The sequence below is a fragment of the Tistlia sp. genome (genome assembly GCF_040905785.1).
Lineage (GTDB): Bacteria > Pseudomonadota > Alphaproteobacteria > Kiloniellales > DSM-21159 > Tistlia.
Genome location: NZ_JBBDQW010000052.1, coordinates 46,034 through 71,484, shown reverse-complemented (window position 1 = coordinate 71,484; position 25,451 = coordinate 46,034). Strand labels below are relative to the sequence as shown.

The following is a 25,451-nucleotide window of genomic DNA, read 5'->3' as shown; positions in this document are numbered from 1 at the left end:
GGCCTCCGTCACTTTCCCCGGCCCAGCTCGTCCACGATCCAGGCGCGGAAGGCCTCGATCGTCGGGTCGTCGCGGCGCTCCTCCGGATAGACCAGGTGACAGGCGCTGTGGGTGCCTTCGATACGGGTGGGAAACGGGGACCTCAGGCGCCCGTCGGCCAAGTGGGGCGACACCAGGGGGTGAGGGACCAGCGCGATGCCCAGGCCGTCGAGGGCCGCATCGACGGCGACCGTGTCGTAGTCGACCCGGAGCGCCGGTTCCGGGACGGCGTCGGAGAGCCCGGCGGAGGCGAACCACCGGCGCCATTGGCCGCCGCGGTAGGAGACCTCGACCAGGCGTTCCCGGCATAGGGCCGAGGGGCGTCCGTCGAGGCGGGCTGCCAGCTCGGGGTGGCCGACGACGATCAGCTCCTCGTCGAACAGGTGATGGGCGGTCAGGCCGGGGAAGACGCCCTTCGCCGAATAGCGCAGGGCCAGGTCCACGTCGCTGGCGCGCAGGTTCACGTAGTCCACCGACATGTCCAGGCGCAGCTCGATATCCGGGTACGCCACCTGGAAGCGCGGCAGGCGAGGCATCAGCCAGCCCATGGCATAGGAGGGTGCGACGCTGACGGTCAGCCGCTGCCGATCGCGATGCCTCGCCAGCTGGTCCGTCGCCGTCTCGATCAGCTTCAAGGCCTCGCGCACCGGCGGCAGGTAGGCTTCTCCCGCCGACGTCAGGCGCACCCGCCGCGTCGTGCGCTCGAACAGCACGACCCCGAGGAACTCCTCCAGCTGCCGGATCTGGTGGCTGACGGCGGAGGGTGTCACGTGCAGCCGCTCCGCGGCGCCGCGGAAGCTCGCGGCGGCCGCACAGGCGTCGAAGGCACGCAGAGCGTTCAGCGGCGGCAACATGGCTTCTTCATTGTGAAATATGACTCAGTAATCGGCTGAGAATAGCGCGTTTGCCGCCGTCGCAGAAAGCCACTTTATTGGCCTCTGTCACCGCGAAGACCCTGCTCGGTGCCCTGCGGTGTTGAGGAAGCTTCATCAGGAGCCGGCCATGAAACTGCCCATCGGATACACCCGGCCAAGCGCCGTCACGGCCCGCGCACGCGGCGCACGCGCCACCCTCCTCCGCAGCCTGGTGCGGCACCTGCGTCTCCGGCTGCGCGGACGGCCTCGGCAGCGGCACAGAGGAGCCTCGCCGCCTGCTGACTCCGGCGGGGCTGCCCGGCCGAGCGACCGTCGCGGCCCGCGCCCGGCGATGCAGGGTCGGTGCCGCCTCACCGATCCACCGACAGCGCCGGTGGCGACGCGCCTGCCGGTATGAGGCCTCGAGGCTAGTTCAGCGCGCTCAGCCGTCAGCCGCCCTTTCCCGACCGAACCAGTCGACCGCGTGCCGGACAAGGGTCGCCGCTCAGTTCAGCGCGCTCAGCGAGCCGCCGACCAGCCGCTCGCGGTAGTCGGTCATGAAGGCCTGCGCCTGCTCGACCTGCCCGAGCTGCTCCGATATCGAGGAGAGGGCGCTCAGGGCGCCGGCGCCGGCCAGGAGCTCGAAGGTGTCGGCGTGGGGGCTGACCGCCATCTCGGCGGCGTAGCGGCGCGCCAGGGACTGCAGCTCGGCACGCTGGCCGGCCAGAACGTGGGCGACGGCGGCGTTGACCACCTGGGCGGCGTCGCTCTCGTCGAGCGGCTGGCCGGCCGGCGGCAGGTGCCGGCCGAGCGTTGTCGCGACCTCGGCCCAGCGTCCGGCCGAACGCGCGATCTCCACCCGCAGGCGGTCGGCCTCAGCGCTGTCGTCGCCCGCCAGCAGGTCGAGGGCGGTGCGGTCCTGGCCCAGGTCGACCATGGCCTTGGCGCGCAGGCGGGCGCGCTCCAGGCGCAACTCTGCCGGCAGCTCGTCGAGCGCCGAGGCGTCGAGGGCAGCCAGGGCCGCGGCGGGCTGGCCGTCAAGCAGCCTGACCAAGGCGAGGCGTGCTGCGACCCGGCTCTTCTCGAGGCCGCTCAGGCGGTGCGCGACCTGCTCGTCGAGCAGGTCGGCGGCCCGGTCCAGCAGGTCGATCTCGACCAGGCGGTCGGCGAGCGACTCGATGATGGCGTCGCCGATCAGGCCCGGCGGCGTCAGCTCGCGGAACTCGTCGTAGAGAGACAGCGCGGCGAGCGGCGACATGCTCGCGGCGGCCGCGCCGGTGAAGAGGTCGGCGAAGAGATCCTGCATGCGGATCGCGGCACGTTCGGTCTCCGGGTTGCCCGGGAAGCTGGAGGCAGCGGCGCGCAGCCTGCGCAGCGCCTCCCGGCCCCTGCCCTCGGCCTCGTAGAGGTCGGCCAGGCGCATCAGCAGGGCGAACTCGAAGCCGTCGCCGCGCCAGGCGAAGCGCAGCTTCTCGATTTCCTCGATCGCCTGGGCGGGCAGCAGGCTGCCGTCGGCCAGTGCTCGCTCGATGAGCAGCAGGCGGGCCCGCGCGGAGGCGGAGCCGTAGCCGCCGGCCGCGACCTCCTTCAGCCGGGTCTCGGCCGGGTCCGGCTGGCCGTCGGCCAGCAGGGTCATGGCCTGGGCGAGAGAGTGACGCGCACGCTCGAGGTCCGTGCGCAGCTGCGGCTCGATCTGCTTCAGGTAGTCCTCGGCCGTCGCGGTGTCGCCGATCTCCCGCCGCGCGTCCGCCGCCGCCAGGGCGAAGCGCACGCGCACCGCACGGGCGTAGCTGGCGGTCAGCGGCAGGCTGTCGGCGAAGCGGTCGGCGGCGACCGGCCAGTCCTGGGCGGCGGCGGCCAGCAGCCCTTGCCAGAGCCGGGCCTCCGGCTCGGCGACGAGCGCGCCGTCACCGAGGATCTCGACGGCTTCCTCGTAATCGCCGGCCAGGGTCCGGCTGGCGCCCGCCATCAGCAGCAGTTCCGGATCGCGCGACAGCCGCGGATCGTCGGCGACCACCATCTTGAGCAGGCCCAGGGTCTCCTTGGCTAGGCCGTAGCCGAAGTAGAAGCGCGCCAGCGCCAGCCTTGCCGCGGTCAGCTCCCCGGCGGTGCGCGCCGTGGCAACCGCGGTCTGCAGCTGCTGGCGCACCTCCGAATAGCCGCCGCGCGCCTCGAGCCGCCAGGCCGCCGGATCGAACAGGCGGCGGCCGGTCTCGCTTGAGGTAGGACCGTCCGACGCGAGACCCTCGGTACGCGACGGGCGCGCACCGAGGGGAACGGCGCCGAGACCGGCGACCGTCACGCGCCGCGGCGTCGAGTCGACCGTCACGCGGTCGCTCAGGGGCGCGACGAACAGCCCCTGCGGGCTCGACAGAATCTCGAACTGCGGAAAACGGCGGGCCGGGGCGAAGCCGGCGTTCTCGCCGAGCGGCACGGCGTAGATCCTGCCGCCGGTCGCCGGGTCGCGCAGCGCGATCGGGGTGCCGGCGTCCTCGGTGCCGATCCGCAGCGCTTGGGCGACAGCGTCGGGCGTCAGCGGCAGCGGCTGGTCGAGCAGTGCCGGTCTCGGCCGCAGGTCGAGCACCCAGGCCCGCCCCTCCGGGCGCAGCAGCGGCGCGACCAGGGTGCTGACCTCGAAGCTGAAGGCGGTCCCGGACTCCAGCTCGTGGCGCTCGAGCTTCACCAGTTCGGGCGCCAGCGTCTCAAGGCGGCGCGTCGCCCAACCCGGCGCCTCGCCGTCGAAGACGAGCAGCACCGCGGGACCGCTCTGCAGCACCGCCGCCCGGGTCCGCTGCGGCCAGTCGAAGCGCAGCACCACGGGCTCGGGCCAAGGCGCGGTGCCGCCGGGCAGCGGCGTCGCGACTCGTCGGCCGAACAGGTCGGTACGGTCGATCTGGAAGCCGGCCGGCTCGCTGACCCGCACGTTCGGCGGCGGCGGGCGCCGCTCGGGCGCGGCCTCGGCGGCAGGCGTCTCCGGACGCGGCTCGGAGGCGGCCCCCGCCGGTTTCGCCGGCGGAACCGTGGCCTCCTGGGGGACCAGCGGCACCGGCATCTTGGAAGCAGCGGCTGGAGCCCCGGACGCCTCGGCTGTCGCCGACGGCAAGGGGCCGTCCAGCAGCTCCACGGTCGGGCGCTGCGGGCTGCCCGCAGGGCCGACCAGGTCGACGACGATCCGGTCGCCGAGCGAAAAAGCGCGCGCCCTGACGCCCGAGGGAAAGCCGAGGTGCACCGACAAGCCGTCTGGGCCGTCGCTCGCGGTCACCGTCCGCAGGCGGGCGGTGGCGGTCTTGGCGAGCAGGGAGGCGTCGAGCCGGCCCGGCCCGGCGAAGCGGATGCGCGCCGTGCCGATGCCTTCGGCCTCGAGCGCGAAGTCGACCGCCGCCGGCCAGTCGAAGACCAGGCGGTCGTAGTCATCGTGCACGCCGGCACGCAGCAGGACCGGCAGGCTTCGGGCCGGCATCCCCACCGCTGGCGATGCCGCTGGCTCGGCAGCAGGAGCCGAAGCGGGCGGAGCGAGGGGCGGGGTGCCCTCGGAGGGGGTGGGAGGCGCGGTCGCGTCCTGCGCGCTCGCGGGCACGGCCGCGGTCCACAGCAGGGCGACGAGCAGGAGCGGCGCCAGGGACAGTCGGGGCAGCGAAAGGGTCATCGCACCGCCCCGCCGTCGGCGTGGATCACCAGGTCGACCCGCCCGAGGCGCCCCGGCTCGGCGGCGGAGTCGCCGTAACCCTGGACCGCTATCGGGCGCTCGTAGCCGGCTTCGCGCAGGACGCCGGCGACCGCGACCGCGCGGAGCAGCGAGAGCTCCCACGAAGAGGCGTAGGGCGCCGCCGGCTCGCGGCCGTCGGCATAGCCGGCCAGCTCGACCCGATTTTCGAGGTGGCGCAGGGTCTCGGCCAGCGCCGCCATCGCGGCCGCTGCCGCCGCACGCGGCTCGCTGTCGCCGGGGCCGAAGGCGAGGCGGGTCGGCAGGCGGACGATCAGGCTGTCGAGGCCGCGCTCGACCTGGTAGGCGCCGGCGTCGTCGCGCTGCTGGAGCCGGGCGCCGATCAGCGCGGAGAGGTAGTCGAGGTCCGTCGCGGGCAGCAGCGCCGTCGCCTCGGAATCGCGTGCGTAGCGCGGCGAGGCGGTCGAGGGTCCGGCGATGCCGTCGAGGCGGTCGGCCAGGCTCGCGGTCAGTCCCTGCCAATGCTGCTCGTCGACCTTCATCATGGCGAAGAGCATGACGAAGAAGGTCAGCATCAGCGCGATCAGATCGGTGAAGGTGACCATCCAGGCCTGGCCCTCGCCGTGGCGCAGGGAGGCAAAGGGCAGCAGCGTCGGGCGCCGCTTCGGGTCGGCCGGACGCTCGAATCCCCGGTCCGGGCCGGTGGCGCCCTCGACGGGCGCGCCGGTGCGGTGGCGGGCCGGTCGCTCGAACTCTCGGGTCATGGCACGGCGGCGATGGCGGGAGGACGGACGCGGAGGCGCAGGCTCTGGTCCGGCCCGTCGAGCAGACCCGCGGCAAGGCGCTCCGCGGGCAGCCCGAGTGCCGCCAGCGAGCGCACCACGGCGGCGGCGCGGCCGACGGCGAGATCCCGCTCGAGCGCGCTGCCGCGGCCCGGAAAGCCGGCGAGGCGGCTCGAGGCGTCGAGGGTCCAGGCGCGGTCCGCGAAGCGGTGGCCGAGCAGGGCGCGCGACAGGGTGACGAAAAGCGGCCTGACGGTGGCGCGCGGCGAGGCGTCGGCGAGGCCGAACAAAGCCTGGTAGGGGATCTCGATCCTGAGTTCGCCGTCCTGGTGCAACTTGATCTCGATTCTGACCGGCAGCGCCGCCGCCGCGACCCGCCGCAGCTCCTCGGCGACCGGCTTCATGGCCTCGTGAAAGCCGAGGCTGCCGGCGCTGAGCGGCTGCGGCTCGGCGGACTCGAAGGGCACGCCGAACGCGTCGGTCACGCTCTCGACGACGCGCTGGACGCGGTCCTGCTCGTACTGCGAGAGGGCGGTGAGCAGGATGAAGAAGGCGAGCAGCAGGAGCTGGAGGCTGAGCAGCGCGACCAGCCCGGGGTCGGGCCTGTCGCCTGCGCGCTCCGGTCCCGGGCCCCCGGGCAGCGGCCCCGCCGCCATCTCGTGCTCCTCAGTCGAAACTGGCGAGCAGCGCGTCGATGTCGTCCTGGCTGATCGCCGCCTGGGCGTTCTGCGGGCCGTTCATCAAGTGCTCGTCGGGGCGGTCCTTGCCGTCGGCGCGCTTGCTGCCGCCCTTGGCGGACGGCTTCGGCAGGCTGTCGCCGCCGAAGGCGACCAGCAGCGCCTGGACCTTGCTCTCGATGTGGCGCAGGGCGTTGACCACCTTGGAGATGCGCTGTCCGGTGATGTCCTGGAAGCCGCAGGCCTCGTAGACGCTGGTCACCGCGGCGGTGATCCGCTCGGCCTGCTCGGGCGGCAGCTCCGCCGCCACCGTCTCGATCGCCTCGACCGCCTCCATGATCGAGTTGGTCGCCTGCTCGGTGGCGCCGACGATCGCCTCGAGCTCCTCGCCGGCGGCCGGCAGGTGCTCGTCCGTGATCTCGTCGGGGCGCAGCGAGGCGATCTCGGCGCGGGCGTTCTGGATGTAGTGCGCCAGGCTCTCGATCTCGGCGTAGAGCTTCAGGTTGGCGCTCGACAGGTCGCCCTGGGCGGTCGCCATGATCGCTTCGACGGCCTCGACCAGCTGGCGCGGCTCGATCTCGCTGCGCGCCTTCAGCAACTGGGTCACGCGGACCTCGAGGTCGTGCGCGCCGTTACCCGGGTGAACCGACATGGCTCCGCCTCCCTCTGGTTCGGATGGTCCCTGCGACCGCCCTAAAAATTGCCGCCTAGAAATTGCCGCCTAGAAATTGCCGATCGTCGCCGTGAGCTTGGTCTTGAGCGTGGCGGCATTGAACGGCTTGACGATGTAGTTGGTGACGCCCGCCTGCTTGGCAGCGATGACGTTCTCGCTCTTGCTCTCCGCCGTGATCATGACGAACGGCAGGTCCTTGAGGCGCGAGTCGGCGCGGACTTCCTTGAGCAGCTGCAGGCCGCTCATCGGCTCCATGTTCCAGTCGGAGATGACCAGGCCATAGGCCTTGTCGCGCAGGCGCTGCAGCGCTGCCGAGCCGTCGCTGGCTTCGTCGACGTTGTCGAAGCCGAGCTGCTTCAGCAGGTTCCGGATGATCCGCAGCATCGTCTTGTAGTCGTCGACGATGAGGATCGGCATGTTCATATCGACGGCGGACATGGGTCACTCCGATAGTTGATCGCGCGTGCTTGGGTGCGGCGGGTGCCGCAGCGAATGAGGGGCAGACTAGGGGGACACGATTAATCGAGGGTAAATTCGCGCGCAGAGGCCTGCGGCGGCTGGGCGTTCAGTCCCGCGGGATCGGCAGGTCCCGGCGCGTCGCCAACTCCTGGGTGACCTCCTGGGCGCGCTCGGCGTTCATCGCGGCCAGCACCGGCGCCGCCTTGCGCTCCTTCATGCGCTCGACGACCGAGAGCAGGACGTCCATCTCCAACTCCTCGAAGATCCGCGCCGCGTCCTTGGGCTTCATGCTCTCGTAGATCTTGACCAGGCTCTCGACCTGCTTGTCCTCCTGCTCGTCGTAGGCGACGAGCAGCGCCTCGATCTGCGCCTGCAGGCTCTCCAGGCGCCCGATCTTCTCGTCGATCTTGCTCTCGGCCGCGCTCAGCAGCGCGGCACGCTGCTCGACCTCGGCGGCACGCCGGTCGAGCTGCAGCCGGCGCTCTGACAGCGCCTGCAGCAGCTCGATCTCCTGGTCGCTCATTTGCAGCGGGTCGGCGGGCAGATCGAACAGCGGCGTTCCGGCCGCATCCTCGACAGGCGCTTCGCCAGACCCGTCGCCAAGCCCTTCGACAGAGCCGTCGTCCGCCCGCTCGGCGGTCAGCTGGGCAACCTGCTCGCCGCCCGCGCGCCCCGGCTCGGCATAGCTGGCGACCGGCTCGGCGGCGACCTTCTCGGCGGCGACGGCCTGGATGTCGTGGAGCAGGCCGCCCAGGCGCAGAGCCAGGGCGACGCCGGCGACGGCGATGACGAAGGGCAAGAGGCGCAGGGTCACGGGGGTTCGACCTTCCTGTCTGGTCTCGGGCTGGTCTGTCTGGCTCAGCGGACGCCGGCGAGCGAGCGCAGCAGGCCCTCGTCCTTGGCGACCTCTGGCTCGCCGTCGCGCTTGGCGGCGGCAGGTTTGGCTCCGGGTTTGGCGGGGGCAGGCTTGGCGGCGGGCGCCCGGGGGCGGGCCTGGCTGGCCCGGCCGCCTTCGAGGCCACGCTCCAGCCGGTCCGCCAGGGCCTCGCCCTTCTCGACCAGGAACACCAGGTCCTCCTTCAGGCCGAGGGCCTTCTCGAGCTTGCCGTCGGCCTCGGCCACGACCGCGCTGAGCCCGTCCCCGGAGGCCGAGGCGCTCTGGCGCAGCTCGCGCACCCCGGCTTCCGCCTGGGCGGTGGTCTGCGCGAAGTCGGCGAGCATCCGCGCCATCTCGTCCTTGGTGGCGCGCAGCGCGGAGAGCTTGCGGTTGAGGACGATCGCGTAGGCGATCGTCACCGCCAGCAACAGCGCCAGCAGGCCGTCGGCGAGCAGGCCGAGATCCATCACGTGTCCTCCCGGGGTTCGCGCAGCAGCTTGTCCGCGATGCGCACGGCGATGTGGCCGTTCTTTCGGCCCATGGCGCCGCCGAACATCGAGATGTCGCCACAGCGCAGCTCGACCTTGGACTGGGGCGAGCGGTTCAGCGCCACATGGGTGCCGACCTTCCAGTTGAGGACGTCGCCGAGCGTCGCCTCCACGGTGTCGAGCACGCCCTGCAGCGAGACCTCGGTCTGCCAGAGCTCGGCGGTCAGATGGCTTTCCCAGATCGAGTCGCGGCCGAACTTCTCGCCCATGAACATCTGCAGCAGCAGCTCGCGCACCGGCTCGAGCGTCGCGTAGGGCAGCAGCAGCTCGATGCGGCCGCCGCGGTCCTCCATGTCGATGCGCAGGCGCGTGACGATGGCGGCGTTGGCGTGGCGGGCGATGGCCGCGAAGCGCGGGTTGGTCTCCAGCCGCTCGAAGCGGAAGGTGACCGGCGACAGCGGGTCGAAGGCGGCGGAGAGGTCGGCCAGCACGACGTGCATCATGCGCTGCACCAGGTTGCGCTCGATCGTCGTGTATGGCCGACCCTCGATGCGCATGGCGGCGGTGCCGCGGCGACCGCCGAGCAGCACGTCGACAATCGAGTAGATCAGCGCGGAATCGACGACCATCAGGCCGTAGTTGTCCCACTCCTCGGCCTTGAAGACCGCCAGCATGGCCGGCAGCGGAATCGAGTTGAGGTAATCGCCGAAGCGCGCCGAGGAGATGTTGTCGAGGCTGACCTCGACGTTGTCGGAGGTGAAGTTGCGCAGCGAGGTCGACATCATCCGGACCAGGCGGTCGAAGACGACCTCCAGCATCGGCAGGCGCTCGTAGGACACCAGCGCCGAATTGACGATCGCCTGAATGCCCGAGTTGTCCTGGGACTCGGATGTCTGGTCGTCGAGGCCGAGCAGCGAGTCGATCTCGTTCTGGTCGAGGACGCGGGCCGACGTGCCGCCCAGCTCCCCTTCTTCGCCTTCGTCGGCCATCGCCGCCCACTGGGCAGCGAGTTCGTCGTCGTCCTCTTCGATCTCGTCGGCCAAGGTCGGCTCCCGTCGTTCGAGCGTTGGCGCCGGTGGCGCGGCTACTGGACCAGCATTTCCTTGAACAGCACGTCGTGCACCTCGACCGGCGCGACGGCGGCGTTCACGCGCACCAGCAGCTCCTCACGCAACCGCTGGAGGCCAGCCGAGCCGCTCAGGTCTTCCAGGCGCAGCTCGCGCAGGTAAACCTGGAAGGCGTCGACGACGCGCGGCTGCACCTTCTCGATCTCGGCGACGGCGAGCTCGCTGGAAAGCTCCAGGCTGACCGTCAGCTTGAGGAAGCTGGTCTTGCGGCCACTGCTGCTCAGGTTGACCAGCATCTCGGGCAACTCGTAGTAGACCGTCGACTTCGGCGCCTTTGCCAGGACCTCCTCGTGGCTCTCGTCCTTCTCGCCGCCGAGCGCGCCGGAGAAGAATAGGCCGGCGCCGGCGCCGACCAGCAACAGCAGCGGCAGGACGATGAGGACGAGCTTCTTGCCGCTCATTCCGCCCTTTCGCGGCACCGCCTGGACTTCGACGTCGCCGCCGTCCTCGACCGTCGAATCGACCATCCTTGCCTCGAACTCTCGCTAGATTTAGCGCCCCAATTGGCGTGCACCGGCAAGGTAGCGCCGCCCTGGTTAACAAGCCGTTTCGTCCGCCGCACTGCGGCAAAACCTGCCCGGCAAGCTCTACCCCGGCAGCGCCCCTGCCCGCCGAGGGCCGCGACCGGATCGCCGTAAGCCCTTGAAATGGGTGGCGGCTCGGCCGTGGCACGGCACCTGCATCCTGTCCTGCGCCGCAACAGGGCCGATAGAGCCCGGCGACGATCCAGGACCGCCCCCCGGTCCCAGGCAGACGGGCAGACGCATTCGATGGAAAATCCGAGCTACATCACGCTTTCCCGGCAGACCGTGCTGCGCCGGCAGATGGACGTGCTGGCCAACAACCTGGCGAACATGTCGACCCCGGCCTTCAAGGCCGAGGCGCTGATGGTGATCGAGCACGAGTCGCCGATTTCCACCCAGGGTCCGCGGGGCATGCGCAACGTCTCCTTCGTCAAGGACCTGGCGACCGTCCGCGACCTGTCGGAAGGCGCGCTGGTCCACACCGACAATCCCCTCGACGTCGCGATCTCCGGCGACGGCTACTTCGCGATCGAGACCGACGACGGCGAGCGCTACACCCGCAAGGGCTCCTTCATGCTCGACGGCGAGGGGCGGCTGGTCACGACCGCCGGCCAACCGGTGCTCGACGATCGCAGCCGCCCGATCGTCGTGCCGCCCGGCTCCGGCGAGATCGAGATCGCCCAGGACGGCACGATCTCGGCCCGCGACCCCCTGCTGCCTGGGCAGAACGTCGTGCTCGGCCGCTTCAAGGTCGTCGCCTTCGAGAACGAGTACACCCTGAAGCGCGAGGCCAACGGCCTCAATCGCCCCGGCGCGGGCGCCGATCCCGAGCCGGTCGCCGCGCCCACCGTCTTCCAGGGCATGATCGAGAAGTCGAACGTCAACGGCATCGTCGAGATGACTCGGCTGATCGAGACGGTGCGCAACTTCCAGTCGGCCAGCAAGGTCGTCGACGACGAGCACGAGCGCCAGCGCAAGGCGATCGAGACCCTGACCCGCTCCAGCCTGAGCGCCTAGCGGCAGCACGTGAGTCAACAAGGAGCAACCATGCGATGAGAGCGCTTTCGATCGGGGCCACCGGCATGCTGGCCCAGCAGATGAACGTGGAGGTCATCTCCAACAACATCGCGAACATGAACACGACCGGCTACAAACGCGGCCGCGCCGAGTTCAACGACCTGCTCTACCAGGACCTGCGGCGCGTCGGCGCGGCCTCCTCGGACGCCGGCACGATCGTGCCGTCGGGCGTCCAGGTCGGCCTCGGCGTCAAGGCGGCGGCGGTCTACCGGATCACCGAACAGGGCAACATCACGATCACCGACAACAGCCTCGACCTGGCGATCAACGGCCGCGGCTATTTCGAGATCGAGATGCCGACCGGCGAGATCGCCTACACCCGGGCCGGCTCCTTCCAGCTCAGCCCGACCGGCGACATGGTGACCCCCGACGGCTATCTGGTGATGCCCGGCATCACCATCCCGCCGCAGGTCACCTCGATCTCGATCAACAACAACGGCGAGGTCTTCGTCCAGCTCGACGGGCAGGTCAACCCGACCCGGGTCGGCCAGCTCGAGCTCGCCGCCTTTCCGAACGAGGCGGGCCTGGAGGCGATCGGCGACAATCTGTTCCTTGAGACCGCCGCTTCCGGCGGCGCCCTCGCCTCCGTGCCCGGCAAGGACGGCTTCGGCGCGATCCTGCAGGGTGCGCTGGAAACCTCGAACGTCAACGTCGTCTCGGAGATCACCAACCTGATCACCGCCCAGCGGGCCTATGAGATGAACTCCAAGGTCATCCAGGCCGCCGACGAGATGATGCAGAACGTCAACCAGCTGCGCTGACGTCGCCCAGCCAGGGAGATCCGCCATGCTTCGCCTGACCCGCTCCGCCGCTCCGCTGGCACTGGCCTTCGGCTGCGCCCTCGCCTTCGCCGCCGGTGCTCCGTCGGCCGTCGCCGAGTCCGGCACGACCGGTCCCGCCGCTGCCGGGCAGACCGCTCTGGCCCCGGCGCTCGGCTCGATCCAGCTCCGGCAGCCGGCCCTGATCACCGAGGCCGTGGTCACTCTGGGTGACCTTTTCGCCGGACTCTCCGCCGAGCAGGCCGAGACGCCGGTGGCCCGGGGTCCGAGCCTCGGCGACTCCACGCCCGTCGACGCCGCCTGGCTCGCTCGGCTCGCCAAGCATTACCGGGTCGACTGGGAGCCGCGCTCGCACCTCGACGGCACCGTCGTCGAGCACGCGGCGATCCGCATCGGCGCCGGCGACATCGAACCCGCGGTGGAGCGCCTTTTCGCCGAGCAGAACGACGGGCGGCACCTGGAGATCTCGCTCGACAAGACAACGATCTCGATCGCACTGCCCCTGGAGTCGGAAGGCCGCTTTGGCCTAGAGGGCCTGCGCCAGGACCAGCGCAGCGGCCGCTTCAGCGTCACCCTGGTCTATCCCGACGACGGCAGCCCCACGATCCGCGCGCCGCTCAGCGGCCGCGTCCTCGAGCTGGTCGAGGTGCCGGTCCTGCTGCGCCGGGTCGGCGCCGGCGAGATCCTCGGCGTCGGGGACATCGGCTGGGAGATGCGGCCGGCCGATCGCGTCTCGGCCAACCTGCTGACCGATCCCGCGCAGATGATCGGCCAGAGCCCGACACGGGGCCTGCGCGCCGGCGACCCGGTGCGCGCCGGCGACCTGCAGGCGCCGGTCCTGGTGCCGCGCAACGCCCCGGTCACCCTGCGCTACCGCTCTGCCGGCATGACCCTGACGGCCCAGGGCCGCTCCCTCGACGAGGGCGGCGCCGGCAGCCTAGTGCGCGTCGTCAACCTGAAGTCCAACACCATCGTGCAGGCGGTCGTGACCCAGGCCGGCGTCGTCGACGTCGCCACCGGCCAATTCTGAGCAACCGAGCCGGCGCCCGAACGCGCCGCCCCCCTTCCGGAGAACTCGACATGTCCGCCAAATCGCTCTTCGCCGTCACCGGCGCCCTGGCCCTCGGGCTCGCGCTCAGCGGCTGCAACACCCTGACCCGCCTGTCCGAGGTCGGCTCGGAGCCCTCGCTCAGCACCATCGAAAACCCGGCGGTGATCGCCGGCGTCCAGCCGGTGGCGATGCCGATGCCGGTTCCCGACACGCTGCACCAGGAGCCGAACTCCCTGTGGCGCGCGGGCAGCCGGGCCTTCTTCAAGGATCAGCGGGCCAGCGACGTCGGCGACATCCTGACCGTGGTCATCCTGATCGACGACAGCGCCTCGCTGAGCAACAGCACGAACCGCTCCCGCAGCGCGAGCGAAGGCGCCGGCCTGCCGTCGATCCTGGGCTTCGAGACCAAGTTCAGCAGCATCCTGCCGGAGGCTGTCAACCCGGCGAACCTGATCGAGGCGAGCTCGGACTCCGTGACCGACGGCACCGGCAGCATCGGCCGCTCCGAGCGGATCGACATCCGGGTCGCCGCGATGGTCACCCAGGTCCTGCCCAACGGCAACCTGGTGGTCGCCGGGCGCCAGGAGACGCGGGTCAACTACGAGCTGCGCCAGCTCCAGATCGCCGGCATCATCCGTCCCGAGGACCTGACCTCGACCAACACGATCAACTGGGACCAGATCGCCGAGGCCCGGATCTCCTACGGCGGCCGCGGCACCGTCTCCGATGTCCAGCAGCCGCGCTACGGCCAGCAGATCTACGACATCCTCTGGCCCTTCTGAGGATCGGACCAACGCGCCGGGTCACTGCCCGTGCCCGGATACACTCGAGCCGGCGTCCCCTGGGCGCCGGCTCTCTTTCTTGAAAACGGCGCCGGTGGAACCGGCGCTCTCGCAATCAGTCGTCGCGGTGGGTGCGCTCCAGGCGCTCGTGGCGCTCCTGGGCCTCGATCGAGAGCGTCGCGATCGGGCGCGCCTCGAGCCGACGGATCGAGATCGGCTCTGCCGTCTCCTCGCAGTAGCCGTAGGTGTCCTCCTCGATCCGCGCCAGCGCGTCCTCGATCTTGCTGATCAGCTTGCGCTCGCGGTCCCGGGTCCTCAGCTCCAGCGAGCGGTCGGTCTCGAGCGAGGCACGGTCGGCGATATCCGACTCCGCCAAGCTCTCGGTCTGCATGTGCTCGATGGTTTCACCCGACTCGCGCAGCAGCTCGGTCTTCCACTTCAGCAGCTTCCGGCGGAAGTACTCCTTCATGCGCGGGTTCATGAAGGGCTCGTCCTCGCTGGGACGATAATCGGGGGAAAGCGTCACCGTCATCTCGTATCCCGTCCAAGGCACCGCCCGAGGCACGGGCAGGCGTTACGCGCCGGGAGTATATGAATCCGCGCCGCCCGGACAAGTCCCAGTCGCAGCCCGGCTTCGGCGGGGCAAAGCCTTGAAAACTGTGGGGATTTGGCCGGGGCGCGCAGGAGCATGCGGAGCCGGCGAGGGCTTAGCGTCGGCCGAGCTTGGCGAGTTCTACCCTTGCGCGTAGATCGACCTCGTCGAGCAGCTCCGCAAGGCGCGGGTCCTCGACATGGGCCCGCCGGCGCTGAACCGCGGCCGAGAGCTTCTCCAGCTCGGCGACGGGGATCGAGCCGACCAGCAGGCCGACGCGGATCTCGTCGAGCTGGTCGAGCAGATCCTCGGCCCGCTCGCGGGCCTGGGTGCTGCCGTCCGGCCGCTCGCCGACGGCCTGCAGCGCGAGCAGGGAATCGACCGGACCAAGGGGAGCCGAGCCGCTGACGCCACCGGCGCGCGGCTCGCTGCCGAGCGCCTCGGCGAAGCCGGAGCTGCCCGTGCTGGCGCGCTTGTCCGCCCGCTTGAGGACGGCGGCGCGCAGTCTTGAAAGGGGGTCGACGTTCATGGCGGTGTGACGTGTCCTTCAGTCGCGGCGGAGCCTGCGGCCGACGCGGTTAAGAAGGCGTAAAGCGCGGCCGGGCTGCCCCGGCAGTTCTTGCCGCAGGGCCGCCCCCTGCCGCCCCGCCGCCACCCGGCCCACAGAAATTCCTGTTGTACGACAGCGGGATAGCCGAGGGACTCCGAACTGGCATGGTCCTCGCATCCCTGAGAGCCGAACGGAGTGGCGCGGCCGCTCCGCTAGGCAAACAAGACCGTCACGGGACCTCATGTTCACACGCCTCCCCCTCAGCATCCTTGCCGCGATCCTGGTCCTGACCCTCGGGCAGGCCGCCTCCGCCCAGTCGCGGATCAAGGACATCGCCGATTTCGAGGGCATCCGCGACAACATGCTGATCGGCTACGGCCTGGTCGTCGGCCTCGACGGCACCGGCGACGATCTGGACGCGGCGGTCTTCACCCGCGAGAGCCTGATCGGCATGCTGCAGCGCCTCGGCGTGAACGCCCGCAACGACGACCTCGACACCGAAAACGTCGCCGCCGTGATGGTGACCGCCAACCTGCCGCCCTTCTCGCGCCAGGGCTCGCGCATCGACCTCAACGTCTCGGCGCTCGGCGACGCGACCAGCCTGGTCGGCGGCACCCTGCTGGTGACGCCGCTGCTGGGCGCCGACGGCGAGGTCTACGCGGTCGCCCAGGGCTCGCTGGCGGTCGCCGGCTTCAAGGCGGTCGGCGCCGCCGCCGCCATATCGCGCGGCGTCGCGACCTCGGCGCGCATCGCCAACGGCGCCATCGTCGAGCGCGAGGTCGGCTTCGAGCTGAACCAGCTGACCCGCGTCAACGTCACCCTGCGCAACCCCGACCTGACCACCGCCAAGCGGATCGCCGACAGCATCAACCTGCGGCTCAACCTGCCGGTCGCCCGCCTCGTCGACCCGGGCACGGTCGAGATCCAGGTGCCGGCCAACTATCCCGGCGACACCGTCGCGCTGCTGACGGAGATCGAGCAGATCCCGGTGCAGGTCGATCAGATCGCCCGCGTCGTCATCGACGAGAGCTCCGGCGTCATCGTGATGGGCGACAAGGTGCGCGTCAGCCAGGTCGCGATCGCCCAGGGCAACCTGACGATCCGCATCGGCGAGAAGCTCCAGGTCAACCAGCCGAACCCCTTCGGCGCGGGCGAGACGGCAATCATCCCCGAGACCGACATCGAGATCGACGAGGACGACGACCGCCGCCTCGCGACCCTGCCGGCCGGGGTCACGCTGCAGGAGCTGGTCGACGGCCTCAACGCCCTGGGCGTCGGGCCGCGCGACATGATCACGATCCTACAGGCGATCAAGGCCGCCGGCGCCCTCCAGGCAGAAATCGAGGTGATGTGATGGACAGCGCCCTCTCGGCCCAGCTCCAGGCCAGCCAGTTCCCGGCGAGCCCCGCCGTCCCGGCGACCCCCGCCGCGCGCGCCAACCTCGCCAAGATCGAGCGCGCCGCCCAGGACTTCGAAGCCCTGTTCCTGTCCGAGATGCTGAAGCCGATGTTCGACGGCCTGAGCACCGACGGCCCCTTCGGCGGCGGCCAGGCCGAGGAGACCTACCGCGGCCTGCTCGTCGAGGAATACGGCAAGTCGGTCGCCAAGGCGGGCGGCATCGGCCTCGCCGACCAGATCGCCCGGGAAATGCTCAAGATGCAGGAGACACAGCAATGATCAGGGAAAATGGCCAGGTCGCCGACCTGCTGACGATCACCAGCCGCCTGATCGAGGTGCTGGAGCTCGAGATCGAGATGCTGCGCGCCATGAAGCCGCGCGAGATGCAGGCCCTGCAGCACGACAAGATCGTGCTGGCCGCCGCCTACGAGTCCGCGATCCGGGCCCTGGAGGGCGATCCGGTCGCCACGCAGACGATCACGCCGGCCGTGCGCGACGAGCTGCGCGCCGTCACCGAGCACTTCCACCGGGTGCTGGCCGCCAACGAGCGCGCCCTGCGCGCGACCAAGGAGGCGACCAACCGCCTGCTCAAGCACATCGTCACGGAGGTCGAGAAGCAGCAGCGCGGCCCCGGCACCTACGGTCCGGCCAAGATCGCTGCAACCCCGGCCTCGCCGGTCCAGCGGCGCAGCGTGTCGGTCACCCTGGACCAGCGTCTCTAGCCGTCCGCCGCCGCCGATAGTCCGTCCCTCAGAAGGCCCACCCCCGCCATGAGCCTCACCCTCGCCCTCAACACGGCCCTTTCGGGACTGCGCACGACGCAGGGCGCGCTCAGCGCCATCTCGAACAACGTCGCCAACGCCAACACCGACGGCTACACCCGCAAGGTCGCCCAGGCGAGCAGCCGGACCTTGGCCGGTGTCGGCGCCGGCGTCGAGCTCAGCGCGGTGGTGCGGACCGTCGATTCCCGCGTCCAGGCCGACGCCCGCGAGGCCTCGACCAAGCTGCAGACGCTGGAGGTCAAGGAGATGTTCCTGACCAGCGTGCAGCAGCTCTTCGGCACCCCCGGCGACCAGAAGACGGTCAGTCACAAGATCTCCAACCTGGCCGAAGCCATCGACGCCCTCGGCGCGACGCCGGAAAGCGCCACGGTGCGCAACCAGACGATCGAGGCCGCACTGAACCTCGCCGACCAGCTCGGCGACATGGCGAGCAGCATCCAGGACCTGCGCCGCGACGCCGACCGGCAGGTCACCAGCTCGGTGCAGACCATCAACAACCAGCTGGAGCGGATCGCCGAGCTCAACGCCAAGATCAAGCAGAACAGCGCACAGAGCATCCCGACCGGCGACCTGGAGGACGAGCGAGACCGCGCGCTCGAGCTGCTCAGCGCCGAGATGGAGGTCAGCTCCTTCACGCGCAGCGACGGCACCCTGTCGGTCTACACCACCGGCGGCGTCCTGCTCGCCGACAGCACGGCGGCCACCCTCAGCCACACGGCCGTCACCACGATGTCGCCGAACATGACGCTCGGCGGGGGCATCGACGGCATCAACGTCAACGGCACCGACATCACCGCCTCGATCCGCGGCGGCCGCATCGCCGGCGTGGTCGAGCTGCGCGACTCGACTCTGCCGGACATGCAGGCCGAGCTCGACCGCCTGAGCGAGCAGCTGCGCAACCAGCTCAACCTGATCCACAACCAGGGCACCGGCCTGCCGCCGGCGGACAGCCTGACCGGCAGCCGCGCCTTCGCCGATCCCACCGCCGATTCGGTGACGCTGACCAGCGCCGTGCGCATCGCGGTGCTCGACGGCGAGGGCCTGATGGTCGACTCCCACGACCTGCCGGCCGGCACCTACACCGTCGACCAGGTCCGCGACGCCATCAACGCCAACCTCGGCGGCAGCGCGACGGCGACGACCGCGGCCGCCGGACCGCTCGGGATTTCGGCCGACACCGCGCCGAACGGCATCGCCATCGTCGATCTCGGCGACCAGACCGTGACCGACGGCACCAACTCAATCAGCGGCTTTTCGAACTATTTCGGCCTCAACGACTTATTCACTACGCCCGGCAACGTGCAGGGCGACCCCACCACCGGACTGGCGCAGCTGATTCAGGTGCGCGGCGACCTCGCCGCGGACCCCTCGCGCCTGTCGCGCGGCCAGTTGAGCGACGCCGCGGCGGCACCCGCCGCCGGGGAGCCGGGGGTCGCTTTCTCCGACAACCGGGTCGCGATGGCGCTCGGCAGCAAGTTCGACGAGACGGTCTCCTTCGGCGCCGCCGGCGGCCTGGCGGGGACCTCCACCACCCTGAGCGGCTACGGCGCCGAGATCGTCTCGAACGCGGCGCGCATCAGCTCCAACAACAGCGCCAACTACGACTACCAGCTGAGCCTACACCAGCAGCTCTCACAGCAGCACAAGTCGCTGTCCGGCGTGAACATCGACGAGGAGATGGCGAACCTGGTGGTCTTCCAGAACGCCTACGCCGCCTCCGCCCGGGTCATCACCACGGCCCAGGCCATGTTCGACGCGCTCAGCAACATCATCCGCTAGGGACCGCCCCGATGATCCGCACCTCGACCTACGCCCTGCACGACCACCAGCTGTTCAACGCGAACCGCACGCAGACGCGCATGCAGGAGGCCTCGATCCAGATCTCCAGCGGCAAGCAGAGCCAGGACTACGCCGGCATCGCCGAGGACAGCCGGCGCGCGGTTTCGCTCGAGAACATGCACCTGCGCTCGGGGAACTTCGTCAAGCAGATCGACCTGGTCAGCGCCCGCCTGACGACGATGGAGAGCGGCATCTCGCAGCTCCAGGACATCGCCAGCGAGCTCAAGACCCTGCTGGTCAACGCCAGCAATGGCGACAACGCCGGCGACCTGGCCCTGGCCGACCGCGGCCAGACCATGCTCGACCAGTTCGCGGGCCTGCTCAACAAGCAGGAGGACGGCCGCTACCTCTTCGCCGGCGGCACCAGCAACCGCGCCCCGGTCGAGGTCGGCAGCTTCGACCCCCTGGCGCCCGGCTACGACCCCCTGGACCCGATCCCGGCGAACAGCGGCTACTACGCCGGCGACAGCCTGCAGCAGGCGGCCCGGATCGACGAGGACGAGATCCTGACCTACGGGATCACCGCCGACCACCCGGCCTTCGAGGCGCTCGGCCGCGCGATCCAGCTGACGCGCACGGCGAACGGCGACAAGACGCAACTGGAACAGGCCTTGCAAGCGGTCGAGCAGGCGGTCGACCGGCTGCCCGACGTGCGCTCGCAGGTCGGCGCCGACCAGATCGCCCTCGAAAGCGCCAAGGGCCGCCACACCGAACTGATGGGCTACGTGGAACAATCGATCGCCGACCTCCAGCACGTCGACGTCGCCGAGGCGATGACCCGCTTCACGGCCGACCAGGTGATGCTCGAGGCCTCTTTTTCGGTCACGGCGAAGCTCAGCCGGATCTCACTCGTCAACTTCCTGCAGTAGAAGGAAAACTCCGCCATGGCCGCCATTCAAGCCCTGCTCGCCGAGCCGACCGTGCCCGCGGCGGAGGAGACGTTCGTCGAGACCCGCTTCGGCATCTACGCCTTCGACGAGAGCACCACCCTGGAGTTCCCCGCCGGCCTGCTCGGCTTCGGCGGCCGCCAGCGCTTCGGCCTCGCCAACCTGCCGCAGCCCGAGCTGGCGCTCTTCAAGCTCCTGCAGTCGCTCGAGCGGCCGGAGCTGTCCTTCATCGTGACGCCGATGGAGCCCGATGCCGGCCTGATCGCCGCCGGCGACCTCGCCGGCGCCTGCCGGAGCGCCGGCGTCGCGCTCGCCGAGGCGACCTTCCTGCTGATGGTGACGCTGCGCGAGGGCGCCAAGGGCCTGGACATGACCGCCAACCTGCGCGCGCCGCTCGTGCTCGACCTCAAGCGCCGCCTCGGCCGCCAGATCGTCCTGCAGAACGCCGACTATCAGATCCGCCACAGCCTCGCCGGCTGACGCGCCTGCCGGCTCCCGGCCGGGCACCCTTCGCGATCAGTCAGGCTTCCTTCGGGGCCGGCTCCAGACCTGGAGCCCGCCCCGTTACGTTGGCGCAAATTCAGGGTACCCCCCAAGCCCCCACCACAGGGCAAAAACATCCCGGCGGCAACGGCGACCCGGCAAAAACCCGTCGAGGCGGCAAGATCTGCCGGGCAGAAAGTGCCGCGGCGGCGGGCGGGAGGGCGGAAATCCTTGCCGGGCAAGCTCTGCCGGGTTTGGCACGAGCGTTGCATCGGATTGAACGCTGCCAGGAAGGCGGCATGCCGGCAGGACGCCGGCGCACACTGCAACCATCCAAGTAGGAGATACCACCATGGCTCTTTCGATCGTTTCCAACTTCGCTGCCAACGTCGCCCATCGCCACCTCGGCATGTCCGACGCCTCGGCTTCCAACTCCGTCGCCAAGCTGTCGGCCGGCACCCGCGTGCTGTCCGCCAAGGACGACGCCGCGGCTCTCGCCATCGGCTCGCGTCTGAAGGCGGAGGTCGGTTCCCTGAAGCAGGCTTCGGTCAACGCCGGCCAGGCCGTGTCGATGCTTCAGATCGCCGACGGCGCGATGAGCCGCATCGACGACATCCTGACCCGGATGAAGACCCTGTCGGTTCAGTCGAGCTCGGGACAGCTTTCCAACACCGAGCGCGGCATGCTGAACGGTGAGTTCACGGCCCTGCGGTCGGAAATCGACCGTATCGCCGAGGACACCGATTTCAACGGCACCAAGCTGCTGGACGGCTCCAACACCTTCTCAGCCGCCACCGTCGGCGCCAGCATCGGCCAGGACGCCGGCATCGAGCAGTTCGTCTTCTCGAGCGACACCGGTGCCTTCTCGGCCACCGACTCGGTCACCGTCGCCTACAACGCGACGACCGACCAGTTCACGGTCACCAACGACGTCACCGCCGTCGCCTACACCTCCGAGGCCGGCATCGCCAGCCCGGGAGCCGGCACCTTCCGTGACGTCGTCATCCAGGGCGCGGGTCTGACCATCCAGCTCAACTCGCAGTTCGACGACACCGCGGCGATCTCTGCGACCAACAAGTTCGAGATCGCCGGTGGCACCTCGAACACGCTGTCGCTGGACTTCAAGGTCGGCACGGGCACCGACGCTTCCGACAACATCACCATCAACCTGTCCAAGGCCAGCACCGGTGCGCTGGACTCGAACCTCGACACCGCGACGATCGACACGGTGACCAACGCCAACAACGCGATCACGGCGGTCACCAACGCGATCGACACCCTCGCCCAGAACCGCGCGTCCCTGGGTGCCAACCAGAACCGGCTCGAGTTCGCCGCCGCCAACATCGCGACGGCGACGGAAAACTCCGAGGCGGCGCGTTCTGCCCTGATGGACCTCGACGTCGCTTCGGAGATGTCGAAGTTCACCTCGCAGCAGATCCTGGTCCAGGCCGGCGTCTCGATGCTGGCTCAGGCCAACCAGATGCCGCAGAACCTGATGCGTCTGTTCGGCTGAGGCCGACGAGGAGGTCCCGGGGGGGGGCCCCCCCCCCCCCGCCCCCCCGGCCGCCTTCTCTCCGATGCGCTCGGCATATTGGCCCGCATCTTGCTTGATACATTCCCAGGCATTGCGGCGCCCCGACCCTCCGGTCGATCGGGCGTCGAGCTGCGAGACGACACCGCAATGGCTTAGAGGCGAGACGAGCGATGGAACACCTGTCCATCCTACCGCCGACTTCGACGGCTGCCGCTTCCGGCGCTTCGCTCCTGCCCCACGGCCAGGCGGCCCCGGCACAGCGCCCCGCTCCGGACGGAGGCTTCGCCGTCAAGTCCCTCGAAAGCCTGAGCGGCGCCGAGGGCCCGCCCCGCGACGAGGTGGCGCTGACCTCGGTCAAGATCGAGCTCGACGTCGACGAACCGACCAGGCGGGTGGTCGCCGTCGTCCGCGACCGCGAGACCGGCGAGGTTCTGAATCAGTTTCCCGCCGAAGCGATCCTGCGCGACGCCCGCGGCATCCGCGAGCTGCTGGCGCGCGAACTCGACATGAAGGTCTAATCAGATGTCCGACAGCCTGATCAACGGCTCCCTGGTCACCGACACCAGCGGCCGCGTGCGCTACTCGGGCTTCAGCTCGGGCATCGACTTCAACCAGATCGTCGAGGCGACCTACGCCGCCAAGCGCATCCCGATCGACCGCATCGAAGCCAAGATCGACACCAACAAGACCAAGATCGAGGCGCTCAACAGCATGAGCAGCCTGATGCAGGGCGTGAAGACCTCGCTCTCGACGCTCTACGGCAAGATCGCCATCGGCAACTCCAGCGACATCTTCAGCGCCAAGTCGGCCTTCGCCTCGACCAGCCGCAGCGACGGCGCCACGGGCAGCCCGGCGGCGAACCTGGTCGGGGTCACCACGACCAACGCCGCCGAGGCGAGCAGCCACGAGATCGAGGTGCTGCAGATCGCCAAGGCCCACAAGCTGGGCAGCGGCACCTTCGCCTCGATCTCGACCGCGCTCGGCAGCAGCGGCTCCTTCGACGTCAACGGCAAGACCATCACGGTCGCCGCCAGCGACACGCTCGCCGACCTGCGCGACCGCCTCAACAACGCCAATACCGGCAGCGCACCGTCCGGCGTCTCGGCCAGCATCGTCTCGGTCGGCAGCAACCAATCGGTCCTGGTGCTGACCGCGACCGAGACCGGCAAGGACATCGTGCTCGACAACGAGACCGGCGGCACCCTCGCCGACCTCGGCATCTCGGAGGACGGAGGAGTCAGCTTCTCGAACGAGCTGCAGGCGGCGCAGAAGGCACTGCTCAAGGCCGATGGGCTGCTCGATCCTTCCAAGTTCGAATCGACGCTGGTCGCCAGCGCCTCGGACCCCCTCTCGAACTACGGCGTCACCGGCACCGGCAACACTTTCGAGCTGCGCAGCGGCGCGGGCGCGCTGCTCGGCACGGTGACCTACGATTCGACCGACACCCTGGACACCCTGGCCGCGAAGATCGGCGCCGTCGCCGGCGTCACGGCCGAGGTCGTGACCGAGGGCGGCGAAGTGCGCCTGGCGATCTCCGGCGACGGCGGCGCCGCGATCTCGGTCAAGAACGACAGCAACAGCCTGGTCGCCGGCCTGGGGATCGTCCGCGCCGACCAGATCATCGAGCGCAGCGGCAACACCATCAACGACCTCTTCACCGGCATCACGCTCAGCCTGTTCCAGGCCGAGGTCGGCACCACCATCAAGATCGACGTCGAGCGCGACCTGAGCGCGGTCAAGACGGCGGTGTCCGATTTCGTCGACGCCTACAACGAGCTGAAGATCTTCATCAATCAGCAGGGCCAGACGGACCCGAATACGCAGAAGAAGGCGGAGGACGCGGGCCCGCTGTTCGGCACCACCGTGCTGTCGACCGTCGAGGGCGCGATGTCCCGCCTGCTCGGCGCCGGTGCCACCGGCGTCGACCCCAGCTACTCGGTGCTCGCCCAGATCGGCGTCAACTTCATCGATAACGACAGCCTGAACGATCCTCTGGGCAACGACACCCTGGTCATCGACGAGACGAAGCTCGACGAGGCCCTGCTGAACAGCCCGGATGCCGTCAAGCGGCTGTTCGCCTTCGACTTCTCGAGCTCCGACCCGCGCGTCCAGCTGATCGGCTTCGACGGCAAGGCGGCCTACGACCCCGCGGGCTACAAGATCAACATCGGCTCGGTCGGCTCGGCGGCGGAGCGCTCGGCCGCGGTGGTCGACGAGACCGCGCCGCTCCAAGGCGTCGACAGCGTCGCGGCGACGACCTCCGGCCAGTTCACCCTCAACGGCACGGCGATCGCCTACGACGTCGCCGTGGACGGCCTCGACGACATCGTCGGACGCATCAACCTGGCCGGCATTCCGGGCATCTCGGCAACGCTGACCGCCGGCGACGACGGCACCTACATGCAGATCAGCGCGACCGGCAGCGATCCGGTCGAGATCGCCGGCGACACCGGCGACCTGGTCGCCGCGCTCGGCCTGACGACCCAGGGCACCATGATCGGCAGCGCCAACGTCGGCGGCGCCGCCGACGGCAGCGACGACGGCACGGCGACGACCTCCGGGCGCACCATCACGGTCACGGACCAGTCCGGCGCCGAGGGCCTGCGCATGATCTACACCGGCGACGCCGCCCTCTCGGACGTGCAGATCGACTTCACCGTCGGCCTCGGCGCCTCGATGTTCTACGAGCTCGACCGTCTGCTGACCGCCAACACCGGCGCCGTCGACGCCGAGATCGATACCCTGACCCAGCAGAACACGCGCAACCAGGAGCGTGCCGACTTCACGCTGGAGCGGCTGGAGTTCCAGCGCGAGAAGATGCTCGAGCGCTTCGTCAGGATGGAGTCGCTGCTGGCCACTCTCAACAACCAGCGCAAGAGCCTCGAGCAGATCGTCGACGCCATGTCGAAGAGGAATTAACCCTTGGGCCGCTAGCCTGGGTACCACGGCAGGACAAGGGAGAAGCCGGTGAAGAACGCAGCCGCGAAAACGTACCAGACTCAGCAGATCATGAGCGCCTCGCCGGCGAAGCTGGTCGCCATGCTGTTCGACCGGGCGATCAGCTCCTTGAAGGAGGCGATCGACGCCATCGCCCGCGGCGACATCGAGGCCCGCTGCCGCTCCAACAAGCGCGCCACCGAGATCGTCTACCACCTCTACATGACGCTTGACCTGGAGCGCGGCGGCGAGATCGCCGCCAACCTGAAGAACCTCTACTCCTTCGCCCTGCGCAAGCTGCCGGAGGTCGACTTCAGGAACGATCCGCAGGCCGCCGAGGAGGTCATCCGGCTGCTCGAGCCGCTGCGCCTCTCCTGGCACGAGCTGGCGCAGCAGGCGACTCCCGCCAGGCCGGCCGCCGCCGGCTACGGCGCCGCGCCCCGCAGCGCGCCCGCCGGCCCCGCTCCGAAGCAGGACCAGCCGCCCGCCCGCCAGCTCTACCTCTCCGCCTAGCCTGCGGGCAGCTGCCCGCTTCCGTCCGGCCGTCGCCAGGGGCTCCATCCGCGCAGGATGGGGCCCTTTCGCGTTCGAGGGCG

26 protein-coding genes are annotated in these 25,451 nt (G+C 70.0%); 14 read left to right on the top strand and 12 right to left on the bottom strand.

Annotation, left to right across the window (positions count from 1 at the left end; genetic code table 11):
* Nucleotides 1-8: 8 nt before the first annotated feature.
* From WD341_RS12145 to WD341_RS12100, 10 genes are all read right to left on the bottom strand, one after another.
* The gene (locus WD341_RS12145) at nt 9-893 is read right to left on the bottom strand and encodes a LysR substrate-binding domain-containing protein (protein WP_368425722.1); all 885 of its coding nucleotides are present in this window, start codon (nt 891-893) and stop codon (nt 9-11) included.
* 505 nt (nt 894-1,398) lie between these two features.
* Nucleotides 1,399-4,353, bottom strand: a complete 2,955-nt coding sequence (locus WD341_RS12140) for a hypothetical protein (protein WP_368425721.1) — start codon at nt 4,351-4,353, stop codon at nt 1,399-1,401.
* Between the two features lie 182 nt (nt 4,354-4,535).
* A complete protein-coding gene (locus WD341_RS12135; protein WP_368425720.1) occupies nt 4,536-5,321 on the bottom strand; it encodes a flagellar motor protein MotB in 786 nt (261 codons plus the stop codon).
* Nucleotides 5,318-5,995, bottom strand: a complete 678-nt coding sequence (locus WD341_RS12130; protein WP_368425719.1) for a hypothetical protein — start codon at nt 5,993-5,995, stop codon at nt 5,318-5,320. Before WD341_RS12130 ends, WD341_RS12135 begins: the two co-directional genes overlap by 4 nt.
* A 10-nt stretch (nt 5,996-6,005) precedes the next feature.
* Nucleotides 6,006-6,668 carry a protein phosphatase CheZ gene (locus WD341_RS12125; protein WP_368425718.1) on the bottom strand — a complete coding sequence of 221 codons (663 nt, stop codon included), beginning with the start codon at nt 6,666-6,668 and terminating at the stop codon, nt 6,006-6,008.
* A gap of 69 nt (nt 6,669-6,737) precedes the next feature.
* The gene (locus tag WD341_RS12120) at nt 6,738-7,127 is read right to left on the bottom strand and encodes a response regulator (RefSeq protein ID WP_368425717.1); all 390 of its coding nucleotides are present in this window, start codon (nt 7,125-7,127) and stop codon (nt 6,738-6,740) included.
* A 127-nt stretch (nt 7,128-7,254) separates the two neighbouring features.
* Nucleotides 7,255-7,962: a MotE family protein gene (locus WD341_RS12115; RefSeq protein ID WP_368425716.1), complete on the bottom strand. Its 708-nt coding sequence runs from the start codon at nt 7,960-7,962 to the stop codon at nt 7,255-7,257.
* Between the two features lie 44 nt (nt 7,963-8,006).
* On the bottom strand, nt 8,007-8,492 hold the full coding sequence (locus WD341_RS12110) for a DUF6468 domain-containing protein (RefSeq protein WP_368425715.1): 486 nt from the start codon (nt 8,490-8,492) through the stop codon (nt 8,007-8,009).
* Nucleotides 8,492-9,556, bottom strand: a complete 1,065-nt coding sequence (gene fliM / locus WD341_RS12105) for a flagellar motor switch protein FliM (protein ID WP_368425714.1) — start codon at nt 9,554-9,556, stop codon at nt 8,492-8,494. The genes WD341_RS12110 and fliM overlap by 1 nt, the downstream gene beginning before the upstream one ends.
* A gap of 41 nt (nt 9,557-9,597) precedes the next feature.
* Nucleotides 9,598-10,107 (bottom strand): flagellar basal body-associated FliL family protein, encoded by a 510-nt coding sequence (locus WD341_RS12100; protein WP_368425713.1) that lies wholly within the window; start codon nt 10,105-10,107, stop codon nt 9,598-9,600.
* A gap of 303 nt (nt 10,108-10,410) precedes the next feature.
* Here WD341_RS12100 and flgF point away from each other — a divergent pair, with 303 nt between their 5' ends.
* From flgF to flgH, 4 genes are read left to right on the top strand one after another with little or no spacing between them, the layout of a single operon-like run.
* Complete coding sequence (flgF, locus tag WD341_RS12095; protein WP_368425712.1) at nt 10,411-11,181, top strand: flagellar basal-body rod protein FlgF; 771 nt, start codon at nt 10,411-10,413, stop codon at nt 11,179-11,181.
* A 35-nt stretch (nt 11,182-11,216) separates the two neighbouring features.
* A complete protein-coding gene (gene flgG / locus WD341_RS12090) occupies nt 11,217-12,002 on the top strand; it encodes a flagellar basal-body rod protein FlgG (protein ID WP_368425711.1) in 786 nt (261 codons plus the stop codon).
* A gap of 25 nt (nt 12,003-12,027) precedes the next feature.
* The gene (gene flgA, locus WD341_RS12085) at nt 12,028-13,050 is read left to right on the top strand and encodes a flagellar basal body P-ring formation chaperone FlgA (protein WP_368425710.1); all 1,023 of its coding nucleotides are present in this window, start codon (nt 12,028-12,030) and stop codon (nt 13,048-13,050) included.
* A gap of 50 nt (nt 13,051-13,100) precedes the next feature.
* Entirely contained in the window at nt 13,101-13,853 is a 753-nt protein-coding gene (gene flgH, locus WD341_RS12080; protein ID WP_368425709.1) for a flagellar basal body L-ring protein FlgH, read from the top strand.
* Nucleotides 13,854-13,968: 115 nt separating this feature from the next.
* On the opposite strand, the gene dksA is transcribed toward flgH, so the two are convergent.
* Together dksA and WD341_RS12070 are read right to left on the bottom strand one after the other, a co-directional pair.
* On the bottom strand, nt 13,969-14,385 hold the full coding sequence (gene dksA, locus WD341_RS12075; RefSeq protein ID WP_368425708.1) for an RNA polymerase-binding protein DksA: 417 nt from the start codon (nt 14,383-14,385) through the stop codon (nt 13,969-13,971).
* Nucleotides 14,386-14,560: 175 nt separating this feature from the next.
* Nucleotides 14,561-14,974 carry a flagellar assembly protein FliX gene (locus tag WD341_RS12070; RefSeq protein WP_368425707.1) on the bottom strand — a complete coding sequence of 138 codons (414 nt, stop codon included), beginning with the start codon at nt 14,972-14,974 and terminating at the stop codon, nt 14,561-14,563.
* Between the two features lie 262 nt (nt 14,975-15,236).
* Between WD341_RS12070 and WD341_RS12065 the strand changes: the two genes are divergently transcribed.
* The 10 genes from WD341_RS12065 to fliS all read left to right on the top strand — a co-directional run bounded on the left by WD341_RS12065 (nt 15,237) and on the right by fliS (nt 25,368).
* On the top strand, nt 15,237-16,349 hold the full coding sequence (locus WD341_RS12065; RefSeq protein WP_368425706.1) for a flagellar basal body P-ring protein FlgI: 1,113 nt from the start codon (nt 15,237-15,239) through the stop codon (nt 16,347-16,349).
* Nucleotides 16,349-16,672 carry a rod-binding protein gene (locus WD341_RS12060; RefSeq protein ID WP_368425705.1) on the top strand — a complete coding sequence of 108 codons (324 nt, stop codon included), beginning with the start codon at nt 16,349-16,351 and terminating at the stop codon, nt 16,670-16,672. The genes WD341_RS12065 and WD341_RS12060 overlap by 1 nt, the downstream gene beginning before the upstream one ends.
* Nucleotides 16,669-17,115, top strand: a complete 447-nt coding sequence (locus tag WD341_RS12055; protein WP_368425704.1) for a hypothetical protein — start codon at nt 16,669-16,671, stop codon at nt 17,113-17,115. The genes WD341_RS12060 and WD341_RS12055 overlap by 4 nt, the downstream gene beginning before the upstream one ends.
* 48 nt (nt 17,116-17,163) lie before the next feature.
* Nucleotides 17,164-18,954: a flagellar hook-associated protein FlgK gene (gene flgK / locus WD341_RS12050; protein WP_368425703.1), complete on the top strand. Its 1,791-nt coding sequence runs from the start codon at nt 17,164-17,166 to the stop codon at nt 18,952-18,954.
* A gap of 11 nt (nt 18,955-18,965) precedes the next feature.
* Nucleotides 18,966-19,883: a flagellin gene (locus WD341_RS12045; protein ID WP_368425702.1), complete on the top strand. Its 918-nt coding sequence runs from the start codon at nt 18,966-18,968 to the stop codon at nt 19,881-19,883.
* A gap of 15 nt (nt 19,884-19,898) precedes the next feature.
* Nucleotides 19,899-20,381, top strand: a complete 483-nt coding sequence (gene fliW / locus WD341_RS12040) for a flagellar assembly protein FliW (RefSeq protein WP_368425701.1) — start codon at nt 19,899-19,901, stop codon at nt 20,379-20,381.
* Between the two features lie 355 nt (nt 20,382-20,736).
* Nucleotides 20,737-21,897, top strand: coding sequence for a flagellin (locus WD341_RS12035; protein ID WP_368425700.1), 1,161 nt, complete (start codon nt 20,737-20,739; stop codon nt 21,895-21,897).
* A 191-nt stretch (nt 21,898-22,088) separates the two neighbouring features.
* The gene (locus WD341_RS12030; protein ID WP_368425699.1) at nt 22,089-22,436 is read left to right on the top strand and encodes a flagellar protein FlaG; all 348 of its coding nucleotides are present in this window, start codon (nt 22,089-22,091) and stop codon (nt 22,434-22,436) included.
* Between the two features lie 4 nt (nt 22,437-22,440).
* Entirely contained in the window at nt 22,441-24,837 is a 2,397-nt protein-coding gene (gene fliD, locus WD341_RS12025) for a flagellar filament capping protein FliD (protein ID WP_368425698.1), read from the top strand.
* A 48-nt stretch (nt 24,838-24,885) separates the two neighbouring features.
* Nucleotides 24,886-25,368 carry a flagellar export chaperone FliS gene (gene fliS / locus WD341_RS12020; RefSeq protein ID WP_368425697.1) on the top strand — a complete coding sequence of 161 codons (483 nt, stop codon included), beginning with the start codon at nt 24,886-24,888 and terminating at the stop codon, nt 25,366-25,368.
* Nucleotides 25,369-25,451 lie beyond the last annotated feature (83 nt).